The organism is Kribbella sp. WER1 (genome assembly GCF_054189145.1).
Genome location: NZ_CM135186.1, coordinates 7,446,657 through 7,468,838, shown reverse-complemented (window position 1 = coordinate 7,468,838; position 22,182 = coordinate 7,446,657). Strand labels below are relative to the sequence as shown.

Below are 22,182 nucleotides of genomic sequence, written 5' to 3'. Positions count from 1 at the left end.
AGGCGCCAAGGGGGACAGAACGTCACTTGGGCGGTGGCGTCAGGGAGATCGAGGGTTTGTCCGGCGCAGGACCGGGAGCCGGAACCGATTTGAACGTGTCCGGAACGCCGAGTTTTGTCCATCTGTTCGCCGGCCAGACGATCGCGATCGCCCGCCCGGTGACCTTGTCGAGCGGCACGAACGCCGCATCTCCCTGGTTGCCGCCGTTCGCGTCCAGATCCTGCAGGTGCACGCGGGAGTCGCCGGAGGCGGACCGGTGGTCGCCCATCACGAAGACCCGGCCGGCCGGGACCGTGACCTGGAAGTCCATCTGGGACGGGGCGTCCCCGGGATACAGGTAACTGGTCTCGTCCAGTGGCTGGCCGTTCACCAGCACCCGACCCTTGGCGTCGCAGCAGGCGACCTTGTCGCCCGGCATGCCGATCAGGCGCTTGATCAGGTGACCGTGGCTGGAGTCCGGCAGCAGGCCGACGATCTCGAAGAACCGGCCGATCGAGCCGCGCTTCTGGCCGCTCTCCTCCTGGCCCAGCCAGCCGCCCGGATCCTCGAACACGATCACGTCGCCGCGCTTCACGTCGGTGAGCTTCTCCACCACGACCCGGTCACCGACCAGCAGGGTGTTCTCCATCGACTCGCTCGGGATGATGAACATCTGCCCGACGAACGCCCGCAGGATCGACGAGACGATCAGCGCGCCGACCACGATCAGCACGAACTCGCGAGCGGCCGCCCCGAAACCCGAGCGGTGGGCGGGTTTGCTGTCCTTGGCGTCCGTCTTGGTCGGTGTATCGGTCACTTCTTCAGCCCCGGCTTCTTGAAGGTATCCGGAGGACGCAGCATCGTCATCCGGTCAGACGGCCAGATTACGCAACAAGCCCGGCCAACCACGTTCTCGACCGGTACGAACCCGCCGCCAGGGCCGCCCATATGGGCCCGGGAGTCGGCCGACTCGGCCCGGTTGTCGCCCATCACCCACAGGTGCCCGGCCGGAACCAGGACGCTGAACGGGATCTCCGACGGCTTCGCGTCCTTCAGCAGGTACTCCCGCTCGTCGAGCGCGATGCCGTTGACGGTGATCTGCCCCTGCTTGTTGCAGCAGACCACCCGGTCGCCGCCGATGCCGATGACCCGCTTCACCAAGTGACCTTCGCCACTCCGCGGCAGGATGCCGACGAATTCGCCGATCCGGCGCAGCGTGCCCGGCTCGGTCGGCGCCTCGTTCAGCCAGTTGGCCGGGTCCTTGAAGACGACGATGTCACCGCGCTGGACGTCGCGGTGCATGTAGCTGATCTTCTCGGCGAGGATCCGGTCGTCCTTGGTCAACGTGTCGTACATCGACTCGGACGGGACGTAGAACGCCTCGGCGACGAACAGCCGGAGGACCACCGTGATGACGAGCGCGAGCACCGTGACGGTGCTCATCTCGACGAGCAGGCTGAGCAGCGGATTCCGCTGCTTCAGCCTGCGATGCCGTCCTTTGCTGCGACGTGCCCTCTTGGATACCGGGCGAGGGCGAGCGCGAGTCGCAGTGCTCGGCGCCATCGGTGACCGTCGTCGTTGCGCGGCGTCAGGAGGCCGGTACTTCGCGCTTCTCCTTGATCTTCGCCGCCTTACCGCGCAGCTCGCGCAGGTAGTACAGCTTGGCGCGGCGGACGTCGCCGCGGGTGACGACCTCGATCTTCTCGACGATCGGGGTGTGCAGCGGGAAGGTCCGCTCGACGCCGACGCCGAAGCTGACCTTGCGGACCGTGAAGGTCTCCTGCAGGCCGCCACCCTGGCGCCGGATCACGACACCCTTGAACACCTGGACGCGGGACCGGTTGCCTTCGACGACCTTCACGTGCACGTTCACGGTGTCACCGGCGCGGAAGGCCGGGAGGTCGTCGCGCTTGCTCGCGTTGTCGAGCTCGTTCAGGATGTTGCTCATCTTCAGGTGTCTCTTCCTCGCGCGTGCCACAGGTCACCCACGAATCTCGATGGTGATGAAGTCATCAGAAGGCTGCCGGTCGGTGGTCACCCCCTGTGGCAGGAGCACCGAAGGGCAGCAACAGGCAATCTTGCCACACGCCCCACACCGTGACGAAATCCGTCCGGGAGTCCTACTTACGGCGACGACGCTTCGCGAGGTGGACCAGGTCGACCTTCGGCGTCTGTGCCTCGCGACCGGTCTCCCGGTACCCCGCTTTCCGGTACAGGGCGAGGTTCCGGTCACTGAGCGCACCGGTGTCCAGCGCGTACGACGTGACCTCGGCCGGCGCGAGCTGCTCGGCGGCACGCAGCAGCCGGGCGCCGAGACCGCGGCCCTGCCAGTCCGGGGCGACGATCAGCCGCTCGACCTGCCCGACGGTGCCGTCCACGACCAGCTGGACGGATCCGACGATCCGGGTGCCTGCTACGGCCTTCAGTACGCCGCCGCGCTCCAGACGGGCGGCGGTCGCGGCTGGGTCGTCCGTCAGCGGCGGGATCGAGTAGTCGTCGTACAGGCGCGCCTCGGACAGGAACGCGGCCAGCTGCAGCACGTGGATCTCGCCGGCATCGTCCGCCGTCGCGGGCAGTACGCGCACACCGTCCAAGCCGTCCTGGCCGGACAGTACGTCGCCCCACGCCGCCAGGAGATCCGGCCGGCGCTCCGCGGTACGGCGTACCGACTCGTCATGGCGCCAGTCCGCGATCAGGCCGTGGTTCCCGGACAGCAGGACCTCGGGTACGTCGTGCCCGCGCCACGCCGGGGGCTTCGTGTAGACCGGGTACTCGAGCAGGCCGTCGCCGGAATGCGACTCCTCCGCCAGGGACTCCGGGTTGCCGATCACGCCGGGCAGGAGCCGGGCGACGGCCTCGACCACCACAAGTACGGCGACCTCGCCGCCGTTCAGCACGTAGTCGCCGATCGACACCTCGTCGACGCGCATCCGCTCGGCCGCGTACGACGCCACCCGGGCGTCGATGCCCTCGTACCGGCCGCACGCAAACGCGAGCCAGGGCTCCGCGGCGAGCTCATATGCGAGCTCCTGCGTGAACGGGCGCCCGGCCGGCGTCGGAACGATCAGCCGAGGCTGGGCAGGACCGTCCGGAGGGGCAATGGTGTCCAGGGCCTGCCCCCACGGCTCCGGCTTCATCACCATGCCGGCTCCCCCGCCGTACGGGGTGTCGTCGACGGTCCGGTGCCGGTCGTGGGTCCAGTCGCGCAGATCGTGCAGGTGTACGTCGAGCAGCCCGCTCTTCGCCGCCTTGCCGACCAGCGAGACGTCCAGCGCCGCCAGGTACTCCGGGAAGATCGTGACGACGTCAAGCCTCATCGGTCGGGACCACCTCGGCGCCGTCCGGGTCCAGCAGGCCGGGCCGGTCGGCCACCACGACGTACTGCTTGTCGACGTTGATCTCCGGGACCAGCTCCTCGACCATCGGCACCAGCACCACGTTCCCGGCGGTACGCCGGATCTCGAGCAGGTCCTGCGCCGGCAGGTGGACGACGTCGATCACCTTGCCGACGTCGGCGCCGTCGGTGGTCCGCACCGCGAGGCCGACCAGGTCGCGGTCGTAGTACTCCTCCGGGTCCTCCGGGCGCTCGTCGTCGTCGACCTCGGACTGGACGAACAGGTTCCGCAGCTGCTCGGCGGCGGTCCGGTCCGGCACCTCGGCGAACTTCACCAGCAGCCGCCCGCTGTGCCAGCGGCTCGCGGCCACGGTCAGGGTCCGGGACACCTTGGCGTCGGTCACCACGACCGCACCGTCCGCGAACCGGCGATCCGGCTCGTCGGTCCGTACGTCGATCCCGACCTCACCGCGGATCCCGTGCGCCCGGCCGATCCGCCCGACTGTCACCAGCACCTGCATAACTCCTTTGTACGAGACGAAGGGCCGCACCCGAGACCGGGGGCGGCCCTTCGTGGAGGACTGCTGAGCTCAGCGGCGCGGGCGCCGGTTGAACTCGTCGACGAAGTCGATGCGCAGCGAGGACTCGGAGCTGAGGGCGCCGACGACGGTCCGGATCGCGGTGGCGGTCCGGCCGTTGCGGCCGATCACCTTGCCGATGTCGTCGGGGTGGACGTGCACCTCGAGGGTGCGGCCCCGCCGCAGGTTCCGGGCCCGGACGCTGACGTCGTCGGGGTTGTCGACGATGCCTCGGACCAGGTGCTCCAGCGCCTCGGTCTCCATCATCGTCAGGCCTCGGTGGTCTCGGCCGCAGCCTCGTCGGCCTTCGGCTCCTCGGCCTTGGCCTCGTCAGCCTTCGGCGCCTCGTCGGCCTTGGGGGCCTCGGCGGCGTCGTCCTTCTTCTCGGCCTTCTTGGCGGTCTTCTTCGCCGTCACGGCCTCGGTCTTCAGCGAGCCGTGGGCCTCGGCCAGCGCCTCGTTGAAGACTTCCTGCTTGTCCCGCTTCGGCTCGGCGACCCGCAGCGGCGCCGGGGCCTCCAGGCCCTTGAACTTCTGCCAGTCGCCGGAGGCCTTGAAGATCGCCTCGACGGCCTCGCTCGGCTGCGCGCCGACGCCCAGCCAGTACTGCGCCCGGTCCGACTCGACGCGGATGAACGACGGCTCGGTCTTCGGGTTGTAGATCCCGATCTCCTCGATCGCCCGGCCGTCCCGCTTGGTGCGGGCGTCCATGACGACGATGCGGTAGTGCGGGGTGCGCTTCTTGCCGATGCGCTTCAAACGGATCTTGACTGCCACTTTTGGGTGGTCTCCCTTGGAAATTACAGACTGGGTGAGCAGCGCAACGCGTCGTGGGGACAACGCCTGACAACTCGAACGGGCCGCACCGGGAACGTGGAGTTAGAGGGCTGCACGAAACCTGGACGGACTCAGCCTGACATTGTGCCAGATCCCGGACAGTGGACACCAATCGGCCTCAGCCGCGCAGGTATCCCAGGTCCGGCAGCCGGTCGACGTACCCGTCCAGCAGTTCGCGGGCGACCGTCACCGAGTCGACCAGCGGGTGCCAGGCGAACGCCCGGACGGCGGCGTCGCGTGAGCCTGAGGCGGCGGCCTCGATCGTCGAGCGTTCGACCGCCTTCACCGAGCAGACGAGGCCCGCCTGGTGGTCGGTGAGCTGCGAGACCGTCACGGGCAGCGCGCCGTTGGCGTCGACCGTGCACGGGATCTCCACGACGGCGTCGTCGTCCAGGTGCCGCAGTACGCCGCGGTTGCGGACATTGAGGATCAGCGACGCGCGCTCGTTGTGCCCGATCGCCCGCATCAGCGACAGCGCCACCTGCTCGTAGCCGCCCGCGGCCATGTCGCGTTCGTCCCGCTCCCCCGCGTCCGCGACCTCACGACTCTCCACCATGTACGTCGACTCACGCTCGGCGCGGGTCTTCTGCCACAGGTCGAGCGCCTGGTCCGGGTGCTGCCCGGTCTGGGCGTAGAAGGCGGACTGCTGGTCGAGCAGGAACGCGCCGCGGGTCTGCCGGACGGCCTGAACCGCGGCCAGGGTCTCGCGCGCGAAGTAGTAATAGTGCAAGTACTCGTTCGGGATCGAGCCGATCGAGCGCAGCCAGTCCGCGCTGAACAGCCGGCCTTCCTCGAATGAAGACAGCGCGTCCGCCGACTGCAGCAACTCGGGCAGCCGGTCGACCCCGCCCGAGCGAAGACCGCGGAGCCAGCCGAGGTGGTTGAGGCCGGCGTAGTCGTAGAAGGCCGTGGACGGGTCCACGCCGAGCGCCAGCGCCGCGCGCCGGCCGAGGCCGGACGGGGAGTCGCAGATGCCGATCACCCGGTCGCCGAGGAACGGGATCATCGCCTCGGTCACCATGCCGGCCGGGTTGGTGAAGTTGATCGTCCAGGCGTCCGGGGCGACGGCCGCGATGCGCTCGGCGATCTTCCGGGCGACCGGGATGGTGCGCAGGCCGTACGCGATGCCGCCCGCGCCGACCGTTTCCTGGCCGAGGACGCCGAGGTCGAGGGCGACCCGTTCGTCGACGGTCCGGCCGTCGAGGCCGCCGACCCGGATCGCCGAGAAGACGAAGTCGGCGCCGCGGAGGGCCTCGTCGAGGTCCGTCGTCTCCGTCACCACCGGCGGTGGGAGCAGCGAGGTGGCGGCGGCCGCCTGCTGGCGGAGCACTGCCCCGATCGCCGCGAGGCGAGTCCGGTCGGTGTCGTAGAGCATCACGTCGGTGACCCGGCCGGGGCCCTGGTCGCCGAGTAGTGCGTGGTACACGAGCGGGACCCGGAAACCGCCCCCGCCGAGAATCGTCAGTCGCACAGCAACACCCCCTGGATCCGCCTGCTCACGCCAGCACCACCTGTACTCCCGCCTCCGCCAGTTGGGCCCGGGTCGCCTCGTCGGCGCCGGACTCGGTCACCACCATGCTCAGTTCACCCGGTTCGCACACCCGGGCGACGCCGTGGCCCGGGAACTTGGTCCGGTCCGCGAGCAGCACGACCCGGTCCGCGGCGTTGATCATCGCCCGCTTCACGGGTACCTCGATCATCGTGCTGTCCATCACCCGGCCGTCGGGCCGGACCCCGCTGGTCCCGAGGAACAGCCAGTCGACGTGGATCTGCCGCAGGCTCTCCTCGGTCAGGTACCCGACCAGCGACCGGTAGCTCCGCCGTACGAACCCGCCCAGCACGATCAGCTCGATCTGCTCGTCGTTCTCCAGTTCGTCCAGTACGGCGAGGTTGCTGGTGACGACCGTCAGCGAACGTCCGTGCAGGTGCTGCGCGACCCGGAGTGCCGTCGTACCGATGTCGAGCAGCACGGACTCCCCGTCGGCCACCAGTTCGGCGGCGCGGCGGGCGATCCGGTCCTTCTCCTCGGCGTGTACGGCGTTCACTTCCGCGAACGGCTCGTCGCCGCCGTCGACCGCGAGCGCCCCGCCGTACACCCGGGTCAGCCGGCCCTCGGCATGCAACTGCTCGAGGTCGCGGCGGATCGTCGCCTCACTGACCCCGAGCTTCTCGGCGAGCACCTTCACGCCGCCGGCGCCGTCGGCGCGGAGGGCGCGGACGATCTGGTCCTGTCGCTGCTTCGGCAACACACCCTGACCGTATCACGCAAACTCCGTCATTTTCAGTCAAAGTCGTGATCAGGTATTGCGGATCATGAGCACAAGTTTCAAGATTCATGCACGACTTTGATCGACCATGCAGGAGTGTGGCTGCGGATGCAGGAGCTGGACGTCGTCCTGTCAGGCCTGGTCTTCCAGGACCTGGTGCTCGGGCTGCCCACCGCGCCGCGGCCCGGCACCGAGGTCTGGGCCACCGAGTCGCACGAGAGCCCCGGCGGGATCGCGAACTTCGCGGTCGCGCTCGCCCGGCTCGGACTGCGGACCGGGATGGCCGCGGTGTTCGGCGCCGACGACCTCGGCGACCGGGTCTGGGCGGGTCTCAGCGCCGAGGGCATCGACCTGAGCCTGTCCCGCAAGCTGTCCGGCTGGCCGACCCCGCTCACCGTGGCCCTTGCCTACGACAACGATCGGGCGCTGGTCACCCGCGGCACCACTCCCCCGCTCTCGGCCGACGACCTGATCGCCACCGCACCGTCCGCCCGCGCGGTCGCCGCCCACATCGGCCCCTGGCCGAACGAGTGGCTGGCCAAGGCGAAGGCGGCCGGCAGCACGGTGTTCGCGGATGTCGGCTGGGACCCGAGCGAGCAGTGGGATCCCGCCGTACTCGAGCAGCTCGAGCACTGTGACGTGTTCTTGCCGAACGCCGACGAGGCCATGCACTACACGCGCACGGACTCCCCGGAGCAGGCGATCCGCCGGCTGGCCGAACAGGTGCCGCTCGTCGTCGTGTCGAACGGCGCCGCCGGTGCGATCGCGCTCGACGCAGGCACCGGCCGGTACGTCGACGTACCGGCGTATCCGGTCCCGGCGGCGGACACCACCGGGGCGGGTGACGTGTTCGCCGCCGGCTTCATCGCGGGGACGCTCTGGGGCCTCCCGCTCGAACAACGGCTGCGGTTCGCCGCGCTCACCGCCGCGATCTCGGTGACCCGGCTCGGCGGCGCGGACGCCGCGCCGCGCTGGAGCGACCTCGCGGCCTGGCAGGACGCGAACCCCGATGACCACCAACTGGAAGCGCTGATCGGCGCCCACTATGGAAGGTAGAACCATGGAGCTCTCACGTCGGATGCTGCTCGGGGGCTTCGCTGCCGTTGCAGGCGGCGCGCTCGTCGGCTGCTCGTCCGGGATGAACAACGCCGGCGCCCCGGCCAAGAAGAACGCCGCCACCGAACTGTCCTTCTGGTGCTGGCCCGGCGGCCTCGGCAAGTCCGTCCTGGACGGCGCGATCGCACACTTCCCGGACCCGAAGATCAAGTACTCCGAGATCGGCGGCGACTTCAAGCAGAAGCTGATCACCACGTTCAACGGCGGTACGTCGATCCCGGACATCACCGGGCTGAAGGGTGAGGACATCGCGTCGCTGCTCCCGCAGGCGGAGCGGTTCGTGGACCTGAAGACCGTCGGCGCGGACTCGGTGCTCGGCGACTACCTGGACTGGAAGGTCAAGCAGGCCACCACGCTGGACGGCAAGGTGATCGGGCTGCCGATCGACGTCGGCCCGACCGCGCTGTTCTACCGCGAGGACATCTTCGCCGCCGCCGGGCTGCCGAGCGACCCGGCCCAGGTCGCGGAGCAGCTGAAGACCTGGGACGACTTCTTCAACGCCGGCGTCCAGCTGAAGGCGAAGAACCCGAAGGCGCCGCTGGTCTGGGACGCCACCGACCTGTACGACATGGTCGTCGGCCAGGGCACCGAGCGGTACATCTCCAAGGACAACAAGTTCATCGGCGACCAGGACCACATCCGCAAGGCGTGGGACACCTCGGTGAAGGCGATGACGCTGAAGATCGACGGCCGGACGCCGAGCGGCGGGCCGGACTGGAACGCCGGCCTCGACCAGGGCACGATCCCTGCGCACATCGGCGCCGCCTGGGTGGCGCTGGACATCAAGTCCGCGGTGAAGAAGTCGGTCGGCAAGTGGCGGCTGGCGCCGACCCCGGGCGGCCCGGCGAACTTCGGCGGCTCGTTCCTCGCGATCACCAAGAACGCGGCCGATCCGCAGAAGGCGTTCGACGTGATCAAGTACATGCTCAGCCCCGACAACGAGGCGAAGGCGTTCACCGACGCGCAGATCTTCCCGTCCACGCCGGCGGCGTACGACAAGCCCGAACTGAAGGCCAAGGACGCGTTCTTCGGCGGGCAGGTGCCGATCGACGTCTTCGGCCCGGCGGCCAAGGGCATCCCGGTCGCGTACCAGAGCCCGTTCGACGACTCGGTCGCGGCGCCGTTCCACGACGAACTGAAGACCGTGCAGACCGGGTCGAAGACGTCGGACGCGGCCTGGTCCTCGGCGGTGTCGAAGGCCAAGGCGATCGCCAAACGGCAGGGGGTGCAGTGACCGCCACGGCGACGGTGTCCCGCCCCGCCGTGGCGGCCGCGGCTCCGCGCAAGCGGATCTGGTCGTACTGGCGGTTCTACCTGGCGCTGTCGCCGTTCTACGTGCTGTTCGCGGTGTTCGGGCTGTACCCCGTGCTGTCCACGATCGTGCTCGCGTTCCAGCGCTGGGACGGGATGAGCGCCCGCAAGTTCACCGGCCTCGGCAACTTCGCGTTCCTGGTCAAGGACCCGACGTTCTGGCAGGCGCTCGAGAACACCGTCGTACTGTTCCTGATGTCGACGGTGCCGACGCTGGTGCTGGCGTTGCTGCTCGCGGTGATGCTGCAGTCGGCGGTCCGGTTCACGAACGTCTACCGGATCGCGTACTTCATCCCGAACGTCACCTCGCTGGTCGCGATGGCGATCTTCTTCAGCTCGATCTTCAGCACGAACTTCGGCCTGGTGAACGCCGCGCTGCGGTCGCTCGGCATCCCACAGCAGGACTGGCTCGGGCAGCCGTGGGGCATCAAGATCGCGATCTCGACGATGATCGTCTGGCAGTGGGTCGGGTACAACACGCTGATCTACCTGGCCGGCCTGCAGGCGATCCCGCGCGAGCAGTACGAGGCGGCGAAGGTGGACGGGGCGGGCGCCGTACGGACGTTCTTCTCGATCACACTGCCGCAGCTGCGTCCCGTCGTACTGTTCACGGTCATCATGTCGACGATCGGCGGCCTGCAGACGTTCACCGAGCCGCAGGTGATGGTCGGCAACAGCGGCGGCACCGGGCAGAGCGGCATGACCGTGGTGCTGTTCTTCTACCGGGCCGCGTTCCTCGACAACGACTACGGGTACGCCGCCGCGATCGCGCTCAGCATCTTCGTACTCGTGTTGTTGTTCACGGCAATCAACTGGCGGATCTTCCGCGGACGGGGTGAGGACCGATGATCCGGAGCCGGCTGCGCGGGATCGCGCTGCACACCGCCCTGGTACTGGCGTTGCTGGTGTTCATGTTCCCGTTCGCGTGGACGATCCTGATGGCGTCGAACACCACGGCGGACATCTACCGGTTCCCGCCGAAGTTCACGTTCGGCGGGCACTTCGGCGAGAACGTCCACCAGGTGCTGGCGAACGTGGCGTTCTTCCAGTCGATGGCGAACACCGCGATCGTCGCGGTCTCGACGACGGCGCTGGTGCTGTTCTTCGACTCGCTGGCCGCGTTCACGTTCGCGAAGTTCCGGTTCCCGGGGCGGAACGCGCTGTTCGTGGTCCTGCTCGCGACGATGCTGCTGCCGGCGCAGCTGGCCGCCGTACCGCAGTTCCAGACGATGGCGCTGCTCGGCTGGGTCGGTTCGCTGAAGGCGCTGATCGTGCCGGGCGCGGCGAACGCATTCGGGATCTTCTGGATGCGGCAGTACTTCCAGAACTCCATCCACGACGAATTGGTCGAGGCGGCCACGCTCGACGGCTGCGGGTTCTTCGGTACGTACTGGCACGTGGCGCTGCCGTCCGCACGGCCGGCGCTGGCGTTCCTCGGCATCTTCACGTTCGTGGGATCCTGGAACGACTACATGTGGCCGCTGATCGTGCTGACCAATCCGGACCACCTGACGCTGCAGGTCGCGCTGTCCACGCTGAACCGGGCGCACGGCGTCGACTACAGCATGGTGATGACCGGTGCGCTGCTCGCGATGATCCCGTTGGTGATCGTGTTCGCGGTCTTCGCCCGGCAGTTCGTGAAGGGGGCCACGGAGGGCGCCGTCCGCGGCTGATACTTCGATGTAAGCTGCCCGGAACCCAGAGCAGCAGCGGTACGTCGGAGGGGCAAGATGGTAGGCAAGCGGGGGCGGGTCATCGGGCGCATAGCACCCGGGATCGTCGGCGAGGTGATGCTGCCGGTCCGGGGTGCCACCGAGGCCTTCTACGCTTACCCTGCGACCGACGAGGTGCTGGAGGTGGGGACGCAGGTGGTCGTCGTCGACTTCGACCCACCGCGCACCGTCTACGTCGCTCGCGCCCTTTAATTACGTTCCCTTGGAGGGGAAATGCTCTGGACGTACGTAGGCATCGCGGCCGTGGCCGTTGTGGTGCTGCTCATTGTGTTCCGGATGGTCTGGCGGGTGGCGGAGCCGAACGAGGCGCTGATCATCTCCGGCCTCGGCGCACACTCCAGCAACGACCAGATCAACGACACGCTCGGCTTCAAGATCGTGGTCGGCCGGGGCACCGCGGTGCTCCCGGGATTCCAGACGGTACGGCGGCTGCCGCTGGACATCCGCGCCACCCCGCTGACCGTCACCTGCGTGTCCAGCCAGGGCATCCCGCTGCACATCAAGGGCGTCACGGCGTACAAGGTCGGCGACGACTACGGCTCGATCGCGAACGCCGCGCGGCGCTTCCTGGAGCAGAGCGACGAGCAGGTGATGGGCACGATCCACGAGCTGTTCGCGGGTCACCTGCGGGCGATCGTCGGTTCCACCACGGTCGAGGAGATGCTGCACGACCGGGAGACGCTGACCACGAACATCCGCGGCTCGCTGGCCGGCGACATGGAGAAGCTCGGCCTGGTCGTGGACTCGCTGCAGATCCAGGAGATCGACGACGAGTCCGGGTACATCAAGAACCTCGGCCGTCCGCAGGCCGCCGCGGTCGAGGCGCAGGCCCGGATCGCACAGGCCGAGCGCGACCGGGAGGCGACCGAGCGCGAGCAGGCGGCCGCGGCGCAGAAGGCCGCCGCAGTCCGGGAGAGCTCGATCGCCCAGGCCGGTTACCAGGCCGAGGTCGACCAGGCGAAGTCCAAGGCGTCGCAGTCCGGCCCGCTGGCCGAGGCGCTGGCCCGCCAGCAGGTAGTTGTGGCCGAGACCGAGACCGCGAAGCTGAACGCGTCGCTGTCCGAGAAGCAGCTGGAGTCGACGGTCCTGAAGCCGGCCGACGCCGAGGCGTACCGGCAGCGCACGCTGGCGCAGGCCAGCCGGGACGCGCAGATCGCGGCCGCCGAGGCGAACGCCCGTGAGGTCCAGCTCCGCGGTGAGGCGCAGGCTAAGGCCACCGAGCTCAACGGTAAGGCGGAGGCGTCGGCCGTGCAGGCGAAGGCGATGGCCGAGGCCGCCGGTATCAAGGCCCGCGCCGAGGCGCTGGCCACGAACACCGAGGCGGTCGTCGCGCAGCAGCTCGCCGAGGCCTACCCGGAGATCGTCACGGCCGCGGCCAGCTCGTTCGAGAAGGTCGGCAACATGGTCGTGCTGAACGGCGCGCAGGGCATCGAGGACACCCTGGTGAAGACCATCACGATGGGTGGCTCCGGGTTCGCGCTGGCCAAGCAGCTGATCGACTCGCTGGCCACCAAGAAGGACGAGGCACCGAAGCTGGAGCCGGTGCCGGACGAGACCGCCTGACCTTTAGGTCCACATGCAAACCGTTGATCGGTCAGGCGTTCACCGCCGACACTGATCGACATGCCGCCCAGAAGAATCCTCGCAGTACTCGCCTCGCTCCTGCTCGGCGCCGTCGCCCTGGTGGCGGTGCCGACGCAGGCGCAGGCCGCGCCGAACTTCAAGGCCCCGTTCCCGTGTGGCCAACGCTGGACCTACAGTCACCACGACGGTGAGGTCCGCCGCGCACTCGACTTCGTCCGCTCCGACGGCGGGACCACGAACGGTACGCCGGTGCTCGCCTCCGCGGCCGGTACGGCGTACCGGTTCTCGCAGCCGAGCGGAGCCGGCAACTACATCGCCGTCGAACACGGCGGCGGCTGGAAGACCTACTACTTCCACCTGTCCGCGTACTCGGTCGCCGACGGCCAGCAGGTCTCGCAGGGCCAGCAGATCGGGGTCACCGGCAGTACCGGCAACTCCACCGGCCCGCACATCCACTACGAGCAGTTGCTCAACGGTGTCGGGCAGAACATCGTCATCAACGGCTCCGCGCTGGCGTACCCGTCGCAGTACGGCTCGTACAACCTGACCAGCGACAACGGCTGCTCCGGTCCCGGAAAGAACTACATGACCTGGGGTTCCGGGGTGAACGTGCGCTCCGACGCGCACCTGAACTCGCCGGTCGTCACCACGCTGTCCGGGCCGACCTCGGTGTGGGTGCTCTGCCAGAAGCAGGGCGACACCGTGAACGCCGAGGGGTACACCAACAACTGGTGGTCGAAGCTGCGCGATCAGAACGGCTTCATCAGCAACATCTACATCAGTGATCCGAACGCGCAACTGCCAGGCGTTCCACTCTGCTGAACCCAGTGGGATCCCCTTGCGTGCAAGGGGATCCCACAGGCCTGTCAGGCGGTCTGCAGGGTCAGGTGGTACGTCTGCAGGATCTCGTTGACCGGCTGGAACCACGTCTCGCCGCCGCTGCTGCAGTTGCCCCAGCCACCGGACGTGACGCCCTGCGCCTGGTCACCGGTGATGAACGACCCACCGGAGTCGCCGCCCTCGGCGCAGACGTTGGTCTTGGTCGCACCGTAGAACAGCTGGCCGTTGCCGTAGTTCACCGTCTCGTTCTTGGCCAGGATCGTTCCGCAGTGCCAGTGTGACGTCGAGCCGCTGCGGCACACCGACGAACCGATCGGCGCTTCCGACGACCCGCGGACGAGCTGGTCGCTGACCTGTCCCCAGCCGAGCACGACGCCGACGTTCCACCAGCCGTTGCCGGTCGCCACCCAGGCGTAGTCGTTGTCGGGGAACGACCAGGCCTGGAACGAGCCCTGGTCCGAGCCGTCCCAGCCGCGCACCGTACCGCTCCGCCCGCAGTGGCCCGCGGTGACGTACCCGCCGTGCACCGAGAAGCCGATCGAGCAGCGGATGTTGCTCACGTAGTACGGGTCGCCGCCGACGGTGCCGGCGGCGTACGTCCGTGGCGCCTGGGCCGCGACCTCCTTCACTGTCACGGGGCCCAGCTTGGCTACGAATGCGTCGACGGCCTTGGAACGCTTGCCTGCTTGGACGTTGACGACAACCGTGCCTGTCTTCGGGTCGGCGGCCCAGCCGCTGACAGCTGCCGGTACGGCCTTACCGGCCAGCTTGTCGACGGCAGCCTTCCGCTGGTCCAGGGCCTTCGCAGTTACCGGTACGGCGGTCGCCTCGGCGCCTGTTGCGCGTACGGCGGCCACGTGGTCCTGGCCGACGACTCCTACGACCAGCTTCTGCGTGCTGGCGTCGTACCAGGCTCCGCCGTACGCCGCGCCTGCTGCCTTCTGCGCGGCCGGTAGTAGCTTCGCGGCTGAGGTCTCGGCGGCCAGGCGTTGCTGCATCTGCTGCTCGTTCAGCCCGAAGTCACGCTGCATCGCGGCAGACTGGCCCGGCATGGCGAGCGCTTGTGCTGTGGGCACAGTTAGGGCAGCCGCCGTGAGTACGGCGGCTAGTAGGACCTTCATCTGAACTCTCCTCACCTAGGGGCGGTTCGGTGGATGAGAGCGCTCTCAGGTCACGAGAGTGGACTAGCGAGGCGGAACCGTCAAGAGTTCACAGACCGAGGTACGCGAGAACCGCCAGGACACGGCGGTGCCCAGAGTCCGTCGGCGGCAGATCCAGCTTCAAGAACACGTTGCCGACGTGCTTGTGCACAGCACCGTCGGAAATGAACAGCTTCTCCCCGATGGCGGTGTTTCCGAGGCCTTCGGCCATCAGCGCGAGTACTTCGCGTTCGCGCGGCGTCAGGCGGTCCAGCGGGCTGCTGCGCTTCACCATGAGCTGGCTGACCACTTCCGGGTCCAGCACGGTGCCCCCGCCCGCAACCCGGCGTACCGCTTCCAGGAACTCGTCCACGCGCGACACGCGGTCCTTGAGGAGGTACCCGACGCCCTCGCTGCCGGCCGCGAGCAGCTCGGCGGCGTAGACCTCCTCGACGTACTGCGAGAACACCAGCACCGGGAGCCCCGGCCGGGTACGGCGGGCCTCGATCGCGGCGCGGAGGCCCTCGTCGGTGAACGTCGGTGGCAGCCTGACGTCGACGACCGCGATGTCCACCTCGTGCTCGGCGATCGCCTTGGCGAACTCGTCCGCGTCCGTGGTGATCGCGGCAACCTGGAAGCCAGAGTTGTCGAGCAACAGGCTCAGGCCCTCGGCGAGGATCGGGTTGTCCTCGAGGATGATCACCCGCACGGCAGGATCACCTCGACCGTCGTCGGCCCGCCGATCGGGCTCTGCAGCTCCATCTGACCGTCGATCGCCTGCACGCGATGCAGCATGCCATGCAGGCCGCTCCCCCGGCCGAGCAGGTCGCTCTGCTCGCTCACCCGGGCTCCGCCGATCCCGTCATCGGTAACGGCCAGGTAGAGCTCGTGTCCGCGCCGTTCCAGCTGTACGTCGACGTGGCCGGCCGCACTGTGCTTGGTGATGTTGGTGAGCGACTCCGCGACCACGAAGTACGCAGCAGCCTCTACCGCGGCCGGGACCTCGCCCAGCTCGCCCAGGCGAAGGTCTACCGGCAACGGACACCGGGCGGCCAGGGCGGACACCGCTCCGGCAAGACCGCGGTCGGCGAGGATCGGCGGGTACATGGTCCGCAGTACGCCGCGAAGCTCGGTCATGGCCTGTTCCGCACCGTCACGGGCGTCGTCCAGCAGTTTGGCGGCCTTCTCCGGGTCGTCGGCCATCAGCTGCTTGGCAACGCCGATGCGCATCGCCAGCGACACCAACTGCGCCTGGGTGCCGTCGTGCAGGTCTCGCTCGATCCGGCGCAGCTCGGCGCCGTGCGAGTCGACAGCACCGGCCCTGCTCTTGGTCAGCTCCTCGACGCGCTGTTCGAGGCGGACGGTTTCCAACTGCTCGGGCGTCGGCTCGAGCAGGTTGAGCGTCGTACCTGCGTGTGCACGGGCCAGCGCAGGCACGCCCCAGTAGAGGACTGCCAGACTGCTCAGGATCTGCCCAAAGCCGTTCGTCAGGGCTTCCGTCCAGTTGCTCACGCCGACACCCATCAGCGTGAAGCCTCCCGGATCGAGCTTCCAGAGGAGCATCCCGGCAACAGCCGACGGCGCACCGAGTACCCCGTAGACCGTAACCACCAGCTCCGGGATCATCACCACCGGCATCAGCAGGCACCTGAGGCTGCGCTTGAACGACTTGTCCCGGAACAGCGTCACCACGTCGCCGGACTGCCGTGGCAGCGCGGGAGGCAGCTCCTCCCTCTGCGGGATTCCCAGGTACTTCGCGGCGCGGTACCGCTCACTGTTGGCCAGCCGCACCAGCCCTGCGGTCGCACCCGGGATGATCCAGCCGAGCAACAGGCTGATCGGCAGCGCGCTCAGCAGCGTGACCGACTTGAAGAAACGCACGATCAGGTACGCCGCAGCCGGACCACCCCGGGACAAGATCTTCGAGAGCATGCCTCTATCTTCCGGTACCGGCCTCCGGAAGGTCGGTACAGCAGGCTCTACCTTTCCTGCTCTAGCAGTCCGGAACGCCGGGGAGCTTCGCGTTCGGGTCGTCGATGTAGATGTTGGTGATGTAGCCCTTCTGGTCGCGGAGCTTCGACCACCAGGTGTTGGTGTAGCCACCGGCGGTGACCTGGTCACCCTCGACCTGGCACTCGACGAACACCCTGGTCGGGCCGGCCAGCGACGTCACGACCGACGCGGACAGCTTCGGAGCCGAGCGGACGTTGACGCCGTTGCCCCAGGTGGTGAAGTTGTACTGCGGCGGGTTCGGGTCGCCGCCGTTCACCAGCTGCATGTAGTAGTCCCAGTTCCAGTTCGGGCCGGGGTCGGTGTGGTCGTTGCCGGGCATCTCGCTGTGGCCCTTGATGTGGTCACGGTCCTTCGGGATGCCGCGGCGGTCGGCAATATTGCTGACCAGGGCGGCCGACGACCGGTACATCGCGTCGGTGAACCAGGACGGCTGGTCGATGTAGCCCTCGTGCTCGACGCCGATCGAGAACGGGTTCGCGCTCCGGGCGTGCCAGGCGGTGTCCTTCTCGGCCACCATCTGGGTGATCTGGCCGTCGCTGGACCGCACCACGTAGTGCGCGCTCACCTGGGCCGACCGGTTCTTGAACCAGCTGATCGTGCCGGCATACGAGCCCTGGGTGACGTGGATGACGATCGTGGTGATCGCCTGCGTGCGGCCGACCTGGTAGTTGCTGGTGCTCGCCGGGTCCCAGATCGCGCCCGGGTAGTCGGCGCCCTGCACCTTGGCGCCCAGCGGTGCGACCTTCGCGTACGCGCCGCGGTCCGGCGTCACCTGTTGCGGGTCGGTGGACACCCCGGCGGTCCGGACGCCGAGGCCGATCACCTTGTAGACCTCGTCGGTGTACAGCCGGGCGGTCGCCGCGTCGGCGGAGTGCGAGTACTTCGCGATCACGGAGTACCACTCGCCGAGCTTCGAACGGTCCTTCAGGCCGGCCTGGTCGGCGTACGCGTCCAGGACGGCGGCGGCGCCGAGGATGTTCGACGGGTCGTCCTTGGACAGCTTCGCGACCGGAAGGCCGGTCAGTTTGCTTGCCTCGGACATCGTCTTGTTCTGGTTGTTCGCGGCCAGGTGCATGACGCCGTAGCCGTTCGCCTGGCTCGGCGCGCCGTGGTGGCCGTCGAGGTGCGTCTCGGCGAAGCCGACGCTCACCAGCACCTCGCGCGGTACGTCGTACTTCGCCGACGCCTCCTGGAACGCGGCGGCGAGACTCGTTGCCGAGGGCTCTGCCGCGTTGCTCGGGAGGGCGGTCAGCGCGAGCGCGCCGACGGCCAGGAGCGCGGCCAGCTTGGGAACTCGGGACATGGGGCGGTTCCTTCCCGTATCTGGTCCGCCGAGGGGCGTCGGCGGTCCCGAGTGCCACGCTAAGGGAAGATCTTCCGCAGAGGCCACCCTCTCAGGAAGATTTTTCCGTCACCGGGAGAAGATCACGCTCCCACGCAGCGCGATCAGCCGCGGGTACGCGAGCACCGCCGGATTCGCCCGCGGATCCTCGTCGTACACCACCAGATCCGCCGGATCACCCGGCCGCAGCTCGCTCGGCGCCCCCAGCCACGCGCGCGCCGCCCACGACCCGGCGGCCAGCGCCTGCTCCCCCGACATCCCGATCTCGGTCAGCGCCTGGATCTCCTGCGCGACCAGCCCGTGCCCGAGCACCCCGCCCGCATCGGTCCCCGCATACACCGGTACGCCGGCCTCGAACGCGTCCCGCAACCGCTGCAGCCGGCGCTCGTACAGGTCCGTCATGTGCGCGGCGTACACCGGGAACTTGCCCGCGGCCTGCGCGGCGTACTGCGGGAAGTTCTCCAGCTGGATCAGCGTCGGTACGACGGCCACCTGACGCTCGGCCATCTCGCCGAGCAGCTCCGGGCCGATGCCCGTCCCGTGCTCGAGGCAGTCGATGCCCGCGGCCAGCAGATCCGGCAGCGCGTGCTCACCGAAGACGTGCGCGGTGACCCGGGCGCCGAGCTCGTGGGCGCGGGCGATCGCCGCGTTCAGCGCCTCGGCCGGCCAGCACGGGGTCAGGTCGCCGGCCTCGCGGTCGATCCAGTCGCCGACCAGCTTCACCCAGCCGTCCCCGCGGCGGGCCTCCTGCTCGACGTACGCGACCAGTTCGTCCGGCTCGATCTCCCAGCCGTAGTTGCGCAGGTACCGCTTCGAACGGGCGAGGTGCCGGCCGGCCCGGATGATCTTCGGCAGGTCCTCGCGGTCGTCGATCCAGCGGGTGTCCACCGGCGAACCGGCGTCCCGGACCAGCAGCGCGCCGGCGTCCCGGTCGGCGATCGCCTGCTGCTCCTGGATCTGCTCGTCCACCCCGCCGTGCTGGTCGAGGCCGATGTGACAGTGCGCGTCCACCAGCCCGGGCACGATCCAGCCGCCGGTGTGCACGGTCGTGACGTCAGCAGCGGCAGGCCGGTCGACAACCAGCCCGCCGCTGAGGTGGATCTCCTGCTGCTCGCCGGCCGGCAACACCGTGCCGGCCAGCTTCAGTACACCGGTCATGAAGCGACCGTATCGGTAGGTGGTGTCTGGTGATTCCGCGCCGTAGCGAGGAGGTGCCGTGCCGGGTGCCCCGCAGTAGGCGGGGAATCGCCAGACACCACCTAACCGTGCGAGCCGCCGCCCGGCGTGCAGGTCGGGGTGGTCGTCTCGTTGCCGGCGCACGGTGTGCCGCTCGGGGTCTCCGTCGGAGTCTCCGTCGGGGTGTCGGTCGGCGTCGGCGTGGGGGTCGGCGTCGGCGACGTCGGCGTCTTGGTGGGCGTCTTCGTCGGCGTTTTGGTGGGGGTCTTGGTCGGCGTCCGGGTCGGCGTCGCCGTCGGGTGGTGGGTCGGCGTGTCGGTCGGGGTGTCGATCGGCCGCGGCAGCGTCGGTGTCTCCCACGGCGTCGTCGGCTCGACGGTCGGCACCGTGGTGGTGCTGGTCGGCGGCGGCGTCGGGGTCGGTGTCTTGGTGTCGTCCGGAACGTTCGGCACCTTGCGCGGGTCGACCCGGCGGTCGGCGTTGCCGGTCGGCTTCGCGGCCGCGATGTTGCCCTTCGCGTTCGGCACCAGGACGGCGTCCTTGCTGTACAGCCGCATCCACTTCAGGACGGTGGCGACGAAGTCCTTGGAGTGGTGGTACCGCAGCAGCGACGCGACCAGGTCGCGCGGATTCCGCAGGTCGTCGCCCTCGGCGCAGAGCACCACCGCGACGGTGGTGACCGCGTCGTACACGTTGTTCGGGTTGCGGAAGCCGTCACCGTTGCCATCGGCCCCGAACTCGCTCCACACCTGCGGGATGATCTGCATCGGCCCGACGGCGCGGTCCCAGACCTGGTCGCCGTCGTACTTGCCCTTGTCGGTGTCGGTGATCCGGCCGTTGCCGTGCCGGCCGTTCAGCTCCGGGCCGAGGATCCGGCCGCGGGTGGTGCCGGCCACGTCGACCCGGCCGCCGGCCGCGTGGTCGGACTCGACCTTGCCGATCCCGGCCAGCAGCGGCCAGGTCAGCCCACAGTTCGGCCGCACGACCGCGAGATTCGCGGTGGCGCGGCGGTAGGCGGGGAAGACCCCGCGCGGGATGCCGTTCACGGCACCCGGCCGCCCGGGACGGACGACCGATCGCCCGTCGGTGGCCCCCTGCACGGGGACGTCGGCGAGGGCGGGTTTGTCGGATCCGAGCTGCCCGTCCACTCCGGGACGCTGCGGAACGATCATCGTCAGTTCGTCGAACTCACCGCTGTTCAGCCCGGCCCCCGGCGAGGGCGCGACCGGGCTGCCCGCGGTCAGCTGATCGGCGGCACCGGTCCCCCCGGAAGCGACGGTCACAACGGCCCCGACCAGGAGCGGGGCGGTACACAGTGAAGCGATGATGATTTTGACCCGACGGTTACCACTACGGGTTAGGCGCATAGCCCCTTCAACGAACCAAGCGCCACAAAGTTACATCAAGACGACGCAAAGTTACGGGCCACAGAATCCGCTCGGAAAACCGGCACCGAGGTAACGACGGGCGCTACCTCGAAGATGGGTCCGGACCGGTCAGCCGGCGGGCTGCGGCGCCGAGGTCGGCGAGCTGTTCGGTGTCGTGGTCTCGTCGGATCCCGGCGAGTTCGTGGCGCACGGGCTCGGCGTCGTGGTCGGCGTCCCGGTCGGGGTGGTGGTCGGCGTGTCCGTCGGGGTCGGCGTCGGCGTACAGGTCGGGTCGCCCGGCGTCGGGGTGGTCGTCGGCGGTGTCGACGGAGGGGTCGTCGTCGGCGTGGTCGGCGGCGTCTTCGGCGGGGTGTACGGCGGCTTCGTCGGCGTGGTCGTCGTGGAGCCCGGGCCGTTCGTCGGCTTCGAGGTGGTCGGCTTCGTCGAACCGGTCACGCCGGACGTCGGGCGCGGGGTCGTCGGTACGACGGTCGGCCGGCTGCTGGTCGTCGTACCGGCGGTCGGCGCCGTGGTCGGGACCGTCGTCGGCGGGGTGGTCGGCGGCGGCGTCGTCGTCTTGGTCGTGCCCTTGTCGTCGCCGGCGTTGCCGCCGTCGTCCGGGGTGACGATCTGGCCCGGCTTGTCCGGGACGCTCACGGTGTCCTTGCTGTACGACTGCATCCAGCGCAGGACCGTCGACACGTACTCCATCGAGTGGTTGTAGCGCAGCACCGCCTGCACCAGGCCCTGCGGGTCGGACAGGTTCGCGCCGCCGGAGCAGAGGTAGTCGGCGGCCGCCCGGGACGCGTCGAACACGTTGTGCGGGTCCTTGACGCCGTCACCGTTGCCATCGGCACCGAACGTCTTCCAGGTGCCGGGCACGAACTGCATCGGGCCGACGGCGCGGTCCCAGGTCGTGTTCCCGTCGTACACGCCGTGGTCGGTGTCGGCGATCGCCGCCACCCCGGGGGCGCCGTCGAGGACCGGGCCGAGGATCTTGCCGCGGGTGTTGCCGTTCGCATCCACCTTGCCGCCGCTGGCGTGGTCGGACTCGACCTTGCCGATCCCGGCCAGCAACGGCCAGGTGATGTGGCAGCCGGGCATCGACAGCGCCAGATCGCGAGCAGCCTTCTGGTACGCCGCCAGCACCGTCCCCGGGATGCCCGAGGCGTCACCGAAGACGCCGGGAATCGGCTTCACCGTGCCGTCGGTGGTGCCGGTGACCGGAACCTGGACGGTGGACTTCGCCTGCGTCGGCAGGCTTCCGTCGACCCCGGGCTGCGCCGGTACGTCGTTCGCCAGGTCGTCGAAAACCGCGTCCGGGCGCGGCGCGGACAGCGCGTGCGCGTCGACGATGAACGTGTTCGAGGTGACTCCACCGACCACGAACACGGCGACCATTGCGGTAGGCGGAGCCAAGCAGACCCAGGTAGCGGTCAACTTTCCCCGCCACGTGTCCAGGTTCTTGAACTGCTGCCTCATCCGAACCGTCCTCGACGCATTCCGCAGGTGGTGTGTCACTCGGGCGTAGGCACGATCTTAGCCGCCGGAGGGCCGGCCACAACCG

At 69.0% G+C, this 22,182-nt stretch carries 23 protein-coding genes; 7 read left to right on the top strand and 16 right to left on the bottom strand.

Going from position 1 to position 22,182, the window contains the following annotated elements; all coding sequences use genetic code 11:
- Positions 1–22: 22 nt before the first annotated feature.
- The 9 genes from lepB (ACXJJ3_RS36545) to ACXJJ3_RS36505 all read right to left on the bottom strand — a co-directional run bounded on the left by lepB (ACXJJ3_RS36545) (position 23) and on the right by ACXJJ3_RS36505 (position 6,976).
- Positions 23–796 carry a signal peptidase I gene (lepB, locus tag ACXJJ3_RS36545; RefSeq protein ID WP_458166477.1) on the bottom strand — a complete coding sequence of 258 codons (774 nt, stop codon included), beginning with the start codon at positions 794–796 and terminating at the stop codon, positions 23–25.
- Complete coding sequence (lepB, locus tag ACXJJ3_RS36540) at positions 793–1,422, bottom strand: signal peptidase I (protein WP_458166476.1); 630 nt, start codon at positions 1,420–1,422, stop codon at positions 793–795. Before lepB (ACXJJ3_RS36540) ends, lepB (ACXJJ3_RS36545) begins: the two co-directional genes overlap by 4 nt.
- Positions 1,423–1,567: 145 nt before the next feature.
- The gene (gene rplS / locus ACXJJ3_RS36535) at positions 1,568–1,927 is read right to left on the bottom strand and encodes a 50S ribosomal protein L19 (protein ID WP_458166475.1); all 360 of its coding nucleotides are present in this window, start codon (positions 1,925–1,927) and stop codon (positions 1,568–1,570) included.
- A gap of 172 nt (positions 1,928–2,099) precedes the next feature.
- Positions 2,100–3,296, bottom strand: a complete 1,197-nt coding sequence (trmD, locus tag ACXJJ3_RS36530) for a tRNA (guanosine(37)-N1)-methyltransferase TrmD (protein ID WP_458166474.1) — start codon at positions 3,294–3,296, stop codon at positions 2,100–2,102.
- Positions 3,286–3,828: a ribosome maturation factor RimM gene (gene rimM, locus ACXJJ3_RS36525; RefSeq protein ID WP_458166473.1), complete on the bottom strand. Its 543-nt coding sequence runs from the start codon at positions 3,826–3,828 to the stop codon at positions 3,286–3,288. The genes trmD and rimM overlap by 11 nt, the downstream gene beginning before the upstream one ends.
- 75 nt (positions 3,829–3,903) lie before the next feature.
- On the bottom strand, positions 3,904–4,155 hold the full coding sequence (locus ACXJJ3_RS36520) for an RNA-binding protein (protein ID WP_131292053.1): 252 nt from the start codon (positions 4,153–4,155) through the stop codon (positions 3,904–3,906).
- Between the two features lie 5 nt (positions 4,156–4,160).
- Complete coding sequence (rpsP, locus tag ACXJJ3_RS36515; RefSeq protein WP_458166472.1) at positions 4,161–4,667, bottom strand: 30S ribosomal protein S16; 507 nt, start codon at positions 4,665–4,667, stop codon at positions 4,161–4,163.
- Positions 4,668–4,845: 178 nt separating this feature from the next.
- Complete coding sequence (locus ACXJJ3_RS36510) at positions 4,846–6,198, bottom strand: 6-phospho-beta-glucosidase (RefSeq protein ID WP_458166471.1); 1,353 nt, start codon at positions 6,196–6,198, stop codon at positions 4,846–4,848.
- 25 nt (positions 6,199–6,223) lie between these two features.
- Entirely contained in the window at positions 6,224–6,976 is a 753-nt protein-coding gene (locus ACXJJ3_RS36505) for a DeoR/GlpR family DNA-binding transcription regulator (RefSeq protein WP_458166470.1), read from the bottom strand.
- 126 nt (positions 6,977–7,102) lie between these two features.
- Here ACXJJ3_RS36505 and ACXJJ3_RS36500 point away from each other — a divergent pair, with 126 nt between their 5' ends.
- Genes ACXJJ3_RS36500 through ACXJJ3_RS36470 form a run of 7 tightly spaced genes read left to right on the top strand, consistent with a single transcriptional unit; the run spans position 7,103 to position 13,560 of the window.
- Complete coding sequence (locus tag ACXJJ3_RS36500; protein ID WP_458166469.1) at positions 7,103–8,050, top strand: carbohydrate kinase family protein; 948 nt, start codon at positions 7,103–7,105, stop codon at positions 8,048–8,050.
- 4 nt (positions 8,051–8,054) lie between these two features.
- A complete protein-coding gene (locus ACXJJ3_RS36495; RefSeq protein WP_458166468.1) occupies positions 8,055–9,344 on the top strand; it encodes an ABC transporter substrate-binding protein in 1,290 nt (429 codons plus the stop codon).
- Positions 9,341–10,270: a carbohydrate ABC transporter permease gene (locus tag ACXJJ3_RS36490; protein WP_458166467.1), complete on the top strand. Its 930-nt coding sequence runs from the start codon at positions 9,341–9,343 to the stop codon at positions 10,268–10,270. Before ACXJJ3_RS36495 ends, ACXJJ3_RS36490 begins: the two co-directional genes overlap by 4 nt.
- Positions 10,267–11,094, top strand: a complete 828-nt coding sequence (locus ACXJJ3_RS36485) for a carbohydrate ABC transporter permease (RefSeq protein ID WP_458166466.1) — start codon at positions 10,267–10,269, stop codon at positions 11,092–11,094. The genes ACXJJ3_RS36490 and ACXJJ3_RS36485 overlap by 4 nt, the downstream gene beginning before the upstream one ends.
- Before the next feature lie 57 nt (positions 11,095–11,151).
- Positions 11,152–11,346 (top strand): hypothetical protein, encoded by a 195-nt coding sequence (locus tag ACXJJ3_RS36480; RefSeq protein WP_325037628.1) that lies wholly within the window; start codon positions 11,152–11,154, stop codon positions 11,344–11,346.
- 21 nt (positions 11,347–11,367) lie between these two features.
- Positions 11,368–12,717: a flotillin family protein gene (locus tag ACXJJ3_RS36475; protein WP_458166465.1), complete on the top strand. Its 1,350-nt coding sequence runs from the start codon at positions 11,368–11,370 to the stop codon at positions 12,715–12,717.
- Between the two features lie 60 nt (positions 12,718–12,777).
- A complete protein-coding gene (locus ACXJJ3_RS36470; RefSeq protein WP_458166464.1) occupies positions 12,778–13,560 on the top strand; it encodes a peptidoglycan DD-metalloendopeptidase family protein in 783 nt (260 codons plus the stop codon).
- Between the two features lie 44 nt (positions 13,561–13,604).
- On the opposite strand, the gene ACXJJ3_RS36465 is transcribed toward ACXJJ3_RS36470, so the two are convergent.
- From ACXJJ3_RS36465 to ACXJJ3_RS36435, 7 genes are all read right to left on the bottom strand, one after another.
- Entirely contained in the window at positions 13,605–14,699 is a 1,095-nt protein-coding gene (locus tag ACXJJ3_RS36465; protein ID WP_458166463.1) for a S1 family peptidase, read from the bottom strand.
- An 88-nt stretch (positions 14,700–14,787) separates the two neighbouring features.
- Positions 14,788–15,426, bottom strand: a complete 639-nt coding sequence (locus ACXJJ3_RS36460) for a response regulator (RefSeq protein WP_458166462.1) — start codon at positions 15,424–15,426, stop codon at positions 14,788–14,790.
- Positions 15,417–16,649, bottom strand: coding sequence for a histidine kinase (locus ACXJJ3_RS36455; protein WP_458166461.1), 1,233 nt, complete (start codon positions 16,647–16,649; stop codon positions 15,417–15,419). The genes ACXJJ3_RS36460 and ACXJJ3_RS36455 overlap by 10 nt, the downstream gene beginning before the upstream one ends.
- A 61-nt stretch (positions 16,650–16,710) precedes the next feature.
- A complete protein-coding gene (locus ACXJJ3_RS36450) occupies positions 16,711–18,033 on the bottom strand; it encodes an N-acetylmuramoyl-L-alanine amidase (protein WP_458166460.1) in 1,323 nt (440 codons plus the stop codon).
- Positions 18,034–18,141: 108 nt separating this feature from the next.
- Complete coding sequence (locus tag ACXJJ3_RS36445; RefSeq protein WP_458166459.1) at positions 18,142–19,230, bottom strand: amidohydrolase family protein; 1,089 nt, start codon at positions 19,228–19,230, stop codon at positions 18,142–18,144.
- Positions 19,231–19,331: 101 nt separating this feature from the next.
- Positions 19,332–20,531, bottom strand: a complete 1,200-nt coding sequence (locus ACXJJ3_RS36440; RefSeq protein ID WP_458166458.1) for a lytic transglycosylase domain-containing protein — start codon at positions 20,529–20,531, stop codon at positions 19,332–19,334.
- A 213-nt stretch (positions 20,532–20,744) separates the two neighbouring features.
- Positions 20,745–22,097, bottom strand: coding sequence for a lytic transglycosylase domain-containing protein (locus ACXJJ3_RS36435; protein ID WP_458166456.1), 1,353 nt, complete (start codon positions 22,095–22,097; stop codon positions 20,745–20,747).
- Between the last annotated feature and the right edge of the window lie 85 nt (positions 22,098–22,182).

Coding starts and splice junctions, on each gene's coding strand:
- trmD (WP_458166474.1), bottom strand. CDS start 3,296: ATGAGGCTTGACGTCGTCACGATCTTCCCGGAGTACCTGGCGGCGCTG.
- ACXJJ3_RS36455 (WP_458166461.1), bottom strand. CDS start 16,649: ATGCTCTCGAAGATCTTGTCCCGGGGTGGTCCGGCTGCGGCGTACCTG.
- ACXJJ3_RS36445 (WP_458166459.1), bottom strand. CDS start 19,230: ATGACCGGTGTACTGAAGCTGGCCGGCACGGTGTTGCCGGCCGGCGAG.
- ACXJJ3_RS36470 (WP_458166464.1), top strand. CDS start 12,778: ATGCCGCCCAGAAGAATCCTCGCAGTACTCGCCTCGCTCCTGCTCGGC.
- ACXJJ3_RS36495 (WP_458166468.1), top strand. CDS start 8,055: ATGGAGCTCTCACGTCGGATGCTGCTCGGGGGCTTCGCTGCCGTTGCA.
- ACXJJ3_RS36475 (WP_458166465.1), top strand. CDS start 11,368: ATGCTCTGGACGTACGTAGGCATCGCGGCCGTGGCCGTTGTGGTGCTG.
- ACXJJ3_RS36480 (WP_325037628.1), top strand. CDS start 11,152: ATGGTAGGCAAGCGGGGGCGGGTCATCGGGCGCATAGCACCCGGGATC.
- rplS (WP_458166475.1), bottom strand. CDS start 1,927: ATGAGCAACATCCTGAACGAGCTCGACAACGCGAGCAAGCGCGACGAC.
- ACXJJ3_RS36450 (WP_458166460.1), bottom strand. CDS start 18,033: ATGTCCCGAGTTCCCAAGCTGGCCGCGCTCCTGGCCGTCGGCGCGCTC.
- ACXJJ3_RS36485 (WP_458166466.1), top strand. CDS start 10,267: ATGATCCGGAGCCGGCTGCGCGGGATCGCGCTGCACACCGCCCTGGTA.
- ACXJJ3_RS36435 (WP_458166456.1), bottom strand. CDS start 22,097: ATGAGGCAGCAGTTCAAGAACCTGGACACGTGGCGGGGAAAGTTGACC.
- ACXJJ3_RS36500 (WP_458166469.1), top strand. CDS start 7,103: ATGCAGGAGCTGGACGTCGTCCTGTCAGGCCTGGTCTTCCAGGACCTG.
- ACXJJ3_RS36465 (WP_458166463.1), bottom strand. CDS start 14,699: ATGAAGGTCCTACTAGCCGCCGTACTCACGGCGGCTGCCCTAACTGTG.
- lepB (WP_458166476.1), bottom strand. CDS start 1,422: ATGAGCACCGTCACGGTGCTCGCGCTCGTCATCACGGTGGTCCTCCGG.
- ACXJJ3_RS36520 (WP_131292053.1), bottom strand. CDS start 4,155: ATGGAGACCGAGGCGCTGGAGCACCTGGTCCGAGGCATCGTCGACAAC.